The 6,000-nt window shown below is 62.1% G+C and carries 5 protein-coding genes; all 5 read left to right on the forward strand.

The genetic code is table 11. The annotated features are described in order from the left end of the window. The first annotated feature begins 404 nt into the window (after nucleotides 1-404). A complete protein-coding gene (locus tag ACQ3DC_RS16155; protein WP_430752751.1) occupies nucleotides 405-1,919 on the forward strand; it encodes an aldehyde dehydrogenase family protein in 1,515 nt (504 codons plus the stop codon). 133 nt (nucleotides 1,920-2,052) lie between these two features. Beyond that, complete coding sequence (locus ACQ3DC_RS16160) at nucleotides 2,053-2,352, forward strand: muconolactone Delta-isomerase (RefSeq protein ID WP_430752752.1); 300 nt, start codon at nucleotides 2,053-2,055, stop codon at nucleotides 2,350-2,352. After that, nucleotides 2,349-3,452 carry a membrane dipeptidase gene (locus ACQ3DC_RS16165; RefSeq protein WP_430752753.1) on the forward strand — a complete coding sequence of 368 codons (1,104 nt, stop codon included), beginning with the start codon at nucleotides 2,349-2,351 and terminating at the stop codon, nucleotides 3,450-3,452. Before ACQ3DC_RS16160 ends, ACQ3DC_RS16165 begins: the two co-directional genes overlap by 4 nt. Before the next feature lie 44 nt (nucleotides 3,453-3,496). Beyond that, nucleotides 3,497-4,894, forward strand: coding sequence for a flavin monoamine oxidase family protein (locus ACQ3DC_RS16170; protein WP_430752754.1), 1,398 nt, complete (start codon nucleotides 3,497-3,499; stop codon nucleotides 4,892-4,894). A gap of 183 nt (nucleotides 4,895-5,077) precedes the next feature. Next, the coding region (locus ACQ3DC_RS16175; RefSeq protein WP_430752755.1) for a flavin monoamine oxidase family protein at nucleotides 5,078-6,000 on the forward strand (923 nt) is incomplete at its 3' end.

The raw sequence follows: 6,000 nt of genomic DNA on the forward strand, positions 1-6,000 counted from the left end.
AGACTAGGTCACATGATCGACTTGGCAGCGCGGATCGAAAGCTGCAGATTGGCTGGTGCCAAGAGAAGAAGTGATTGCCCTTCTGGTTCATACATGAAGTTCTAAGCGGCCGGCGGCTTGTCGGCCGATTAACACTGTGAGCAGCCAGCCCTTTTTTACCTGTTTGCCTGGGGCGTAGGGGATACCTGATAGTGGGTCGGGCCCTTTAGGTTGACTCATTTGTTAGTCGTTCCCGCCTTGGTACTTGGCCGTTTGGTCAAGCTTTACGACGGGACAATCGGTATTGTTAGCAAGCGCTTAGTATTGTACTGTGAAGTGGTCCAACCGACGGAGGAGAGATGCATGACTAATTACCCGGGCAACCCAACCCCATCAGTGGTCACCAGCCCTTGCCGGAGGACGGTATGAAGTTGACCAGCGAAGCGTCGCAGAATGCCGGTGGAACCGTCATCGGCAGAACTCTGCCCACGCGGGGACTGTGGATCGATGGCACGGAGGTAATTGACGGCCGCGACCTCGTCGGAAGTGCGGAACCTGCTACGGGGCTCCCGTGGGTTGCCGCCGCACAAGCCACGACCGCCGATGTTGATGCCGCGGTTGATGCTGCACGGCGAGCTTTGGGCCCGTGGCAGGCGATGACGCCGTCACAGCGGGGTGACTGCCTGCTGCGGCTCGCTGCGCTGATCGAGGCACGCGCAAACGAGATCGGGGAACTGGAGGCGCGCGATACCGGAAAACCACTGTGGCTGGCGCGCGCCGAGATCGCGGCGACGGCACGCTGGTACACCTACTACGCGGGTGCGGCCGACAAGATTCAGGGTGCTAGCATCGAACTTTCTCCGACCAGGCACGCGAGGACGATCCGTCGCCCCCTCGGCGTAATCGGGATCGTGGCTCCATTCAACGGACCGTTCTCTCTGACGAGCTGGAAGGTGGCCCCGGCTCTCGCGGCCGGCAATACCGTTGTGATCAAGCCGTCGCCCCATACACCTGTTACCGCCCTCGAGCTCGCTCGTCTGGCCACAGAGGCTGGCTGCCCGCCAGGCGTCGTAAACGTCGTCAACGGTGGCGCGGAGGTCGGGGCTGCTCTTACCGAGCACGCCGACGTCGCTGCAATCGCATTCACCGGAAGCTCCGAGGTCGGACGGCGCATCGCGGCGACGGCGGGCGCATCACTCAAGCGCGTTGTGGTCGAGGCCGGTGGCAAGTCCCCGCTCATCGTGTTCGACGATGCAGACCTCGATGCCATTATTCCCGCCGCGGTCGCGGGCATCTGGGGCGCCGCGGGTCAGAGTTGCGTAGCTCCTTCACGGTTCGTCGTTCAGCATGGCATCCACGACGCGTTCGTAGAGCGAATGACGAAGCGTCTTGCGGCCCTGCGGGTCGGGGATCCATTCGACCCCGATACGCAGATCGGTCCCCTGTCAACAGCGGACCAGCTCGAGCGGGTCCGCGGTTATGCGGAACTCGCCAAATCCGACGGCCTCGAAGTTGTCTCCGGGAACGTACCGGACCAGTTGCTCGAAAGCGGCGGGTTCTACCACGCGCCCATGCTGGTACTTGGGGCCAACAACGGCATGCGCCTGGCACAGGAGGAAATCTTCGGCCCAATCGGCCTGACGTTGCAGTTCGCCGACGAGGCTGAGGCCGTGGCCATCGCCAATGACACGCAGTACGGCTTGGCCGCCGGTGTATACACGCGGGACGCGCAGCGTGCCCACAGGGTTGCGAACCTGTTGGATGCCGGCAGCGTTTGGATCAACACGTACCGGGCTCAGCACTGGTCGCTGCCATTCGGCGGGTTTAAGCAGTCCGGCCTGGGCCGCGAAAACGGGTTGGACGTCCTGCTCGAATTCACTCAGGTCCAGACGCAGGTCGTCGACTACGGTTCGCCGGTCCCCGACCCCTATACGCCATGACATTGATATAGCAGACAACCAGTACTGAGTCGGATGCTCCTGTGTCCTTCGCATTGGGTACGCCTTTCGGATAAGCCCCGCCAGTTTCCACGACCACGACATATAGCCATTTCACTGAATGGAGATTTCCTAGATGCAAATACTTGTCCGCCTGATCCCCCACCTCCCCGAGTCATTGTCGGTCGCTGAGCGCGATGCGCTCTTTTCGGCCGAGCGCAAGCGTGGCCTTGAGCTCCAGGCTGAGGGCAAGATCGTGCGCATGTGGCGTGTCCTGGGGACACCCACTGGCATCTCGCTTTGGGACGTGGAGTCGTTGGAAGAGTTCCAGGCATCGCTCTCATCCTTGCCGGCCTGGAAATACTGCAACGTCGAGGTCACACCATTGATCCAGCATCCTCTCGAGGCCGCGTTCCAGAAGGGAGAGCAGGCATGACGCCGAGCGATGTGACCAAGACGGTAGTCGGCAAGAGTTTCGACGAGATGGTCGCGATCGACATGCTAATGCACTGGGACGTGCAAGGGTACCGAGGCCACATGCCCGCCACCACCAAGGCGGAAGTGGAAGCGTGGCACCCCTATAAGGCCAGGTCGGCCCGCGAAATGTTCGAGAACCTGCGTGAAGGTGGTGTGACGACTGCTCATGCGTCGGTCGCGATCTGGCATAACGCGCGCGATGCGCTGAACATCGTCGCGAACTGGCGTCATCAGATTCTCGACAGCTCCGATTTGGTTACCCAGATTAGAAGCGTGGCGGACATCGAAGCGGCCAAAGCCCAGAACCGCACTGGGATCCTGCTCGGCTTCCAAAACTCGGACCCGTTCGAGAACGATCTTAACCTTGTAGGTGCGTTCCGCGACCTTGGGGTCCTGTGTGTACAGCTGTCCTACAACCAGCAAAACGGGATCGCCGGAGGATCGTGGGACGAGCATGACGGCGGTGTGACACGCATCGGGAAAAACGTAATCCGGGAAATGAATGATGTCGGAATGCTGATCGATCTCTCTCACTGCGGCGAACGCACATGCTTGGATACGATCCAGAACTCCGAAAAGCCGGTCGCGGTCACGCACGCCAACCCCGTCGAATTTTCCCAAAGCGACGACTGGAAGTCCTACCGGAACAGCCGCAACAAGTCGAACACGGTACTGAAAGAGCTCGCCGACAGCGGTGGGATGCTCGGTCTGACAACGTACACCCGGCTGCTGCCAGACCGGGAGGAAACCACGTTGGAGCGTTTCTGCGAAATGGCGGAATGGACCGCGGAGCTCATCGGGATCGAGCACTTAGGCTTCGGCAGTGATTACGGCTACGGCTACAACGACATCGACCGTGCCTGGGTTCGACAGGGAAAATGGAGCCGCGACGCGATTATCCAGTACGAGCCGCTCCAGTTCGACCACCCTGAATGGTCCGGCCCCACAGGTATGCGCACCATCGCCGATGCGCTGCTCGCACGCGGGTGGTCAAACGAGGACGTCAGCGCCTTCATGGGCGGAAACTGGCTGCGCCTCCTTGGTGACGTCGTCGGCTAACCAAGCAACATCGCCGAAAATTATCAGTCACAGAAAGTGTAGAGATGTCAGATTCGTGTGAGGTAGCAATCATTGGTGCGGGTCTGTCCGGGCTCACGGCCGCCTATCAGCTTCGTGAGCTCGACGTGGTAGTGCTCGAAGCTGACGATCAGATTGGTGGCCGTTCGCAGCGTACGGAACTGGCTGGCTGGCCGACGACGACCGGGGGCGAGGGTTGGTATGATCCGAACCCGCAGTCCCCGGAAAGCAGATTGCTGGCCGAGGTTGGTATCAAGTCTGTGCCGGTGTCCGGGTCGGCGATGTTGCACACTGCCGGTGGGCGCAATGTCAGCCTGTCGACTCCCGAGCAGCTGGCTCAGGACCTGGGTTTGTCCGAGCAGGCATGCCCGGACTTCCTGCAAACTTTCAAACGCGTGGCCGAAGCTTGCGACGCGCTCGCCCACCCGCCGGTCGAGGACCTGATCCGCAAACTGCTGAGTGTCACCGGCGCCGAGTGGATCGGACCGGTGCATGACGAAGTCCTCAGTTACTACCGGCGTGTGGTCAGTACAGAGATCGGAATCTCGCTGGAGGCCGATTCGGCCTTCTCGATGCTCACCGGCATGCCGGCATTCGGTGGCGCATCCGCGGTTTGGGGCGGCTTCTTGGTGCCCGAAGGCGGGGCGCCGATGATCGGCCAGGCCATGGCGGAACGACTGCAGCGCCCGCCGGTGACCGGCGCCTTGGTGACCTCAGTGACTCAGAACGGCACGCGGGTCACCATCACCTACCGCCACGACGGCCAGCACAAGACTCTGGATGCAGGGCACGTCGTGGTGGCCACGCCGCACCCGATCACCGGCCAGATCGTGCGGGGACTCCAACCGGCCAAGCTCGCCGCGATGGACTCCGTGCGGGTCCTACCGATCGTTGAAGTCCTCCTGCTGCTCGCAGACGGTGGCCCGGCCCCCTGGGATGAACTTTCAGCTGTGTGGACGATCGACAAAAGCTTCAGCGTGTGTCTGCACTCAAAGACCGATCTCGCTAACCGGATAGGCGACGGCGGGGCAGACAAGCATTCAGTGATCAAGATGATCGCGGTCGGACCATCGGCCGCGCCGCTCTCCGACCGCACCGACGAGTGCATCGCCGACACCTTCATCAACGACTTCGCCGACATGTTCCCGGAGGCCCGCGACAAAGTTCTGGCTCACACGGTCAAGCGTTGGATCCACGGGGTTCCGCTGCCCTCGCTCGGTTTCGACCAGCATGTTGCCGAGATGGTAAAGCCCCTCGGCAACATACACTTCGCCGGCGACTGGTGCGGATTCGTCGACACCGCGAATCCCGGCGGAGCCGGCCTCGAAGGCGACTGGGGCGGCTATTCGGTCACGGCTGCCCTGAACGCAGTGGTTCGGGCGGGGCTGCGCGCTGCCTCGGAAATCCGGGACAGCATCTCATGAGAAAAAATTCAAAGGCAGCGCATGGGGACGCAACCCCTGACACAGCAGGACATCGTGGAATTGGGCGGGGAATTGCCCTCGGCCACCGCAACGATGTCGCCCCGTTCCGGAGCCCCCTGCGTCGTCCGGCCCCACAAAGATGCGTAACATCGCCGAAAATTATCAGTCACAGAAAGTGTAGAGATGTCAGATTCGTGTGAGGTAGCAATCATTGGTGCGGGTCTGTCCGGGCTCACGGCCGCCTATCAGCTTCGTGAGCTCGACGTGGTAGTGCTCGAAGCTGACGATCAGATTGGTGGCCGTTCGCAGCGTACGGAACTGGCTGGCTGGCCGACGACGACCGGGGGCGAGGGTTGGTATGATCCGAACCCGCAGTCCCCGGAAAGCAGATTGCTGGCCGAGGTTGGTATCAAGTCTGTGCCGGTGTCCGGGTCGGCGATGTTGCACACTGCCGGTGGGCGCAATGTCAGCCTGTCGACTCCCGAGCAGCTGGCTCAGGACCTGGGTTTGTCCGAGCAGGCATGCCCGGACTTCCTGCAAACTTTCAAACGCGTGGCCGAAGCTTGCGACGCGCTCGCCCACCCGCCGGTCGAGGACCTGATCCGCAAACTGCTGAGTGTCACCGGCGCCGAGTGGATCGGACCGGTGCATGACGAAGTCCTCAGTTACTACCGGCGTGTGGTCAGTACAGAGATCGGAATCTCGCTGGAGGCCGATTCGGCCTTCTCGATGCTCACCGGCATGCCGGCATTCGGTGGCGCATCCGCGGTTTGGGGCGGCTTCTTGGTGCCCGAAGGCGGGGCGCCGATGATCGGCCAGGCCATGGCGGAACGACTGCAGCGCCCGCCGGTGACCGGCGCCTTGGTGACCTCAGTGACTCAGAACGGCACGCGGGTCACCATCACCTACCGCCACGACGGCCAGCACAAGACTCTGGATGCAGGGCACGTCGTGGTGGCCACGCCGCACCCGATCACCGGCCAGATCGTGCGGGGACTCCAACCGGCCAAGCTCGCCGCGATGGACTCCGTGCGGGTCCTACCGATCGTTGAAGTCCTCCTGCTGCTCGCAGACGGTGGCCCGGCCCCCTGGGATGAACTTTCAGC

It is taken from the genome of Paenarthrobacter sp. NEAU-H11 (genome assembly GCF_050573415.1).
Classification (GTDB): domain Bacteria; phylum Actinomycetota; class Actinomycetes; order Actinomycetales; family Micrococcaceae; genus Arthrobacter.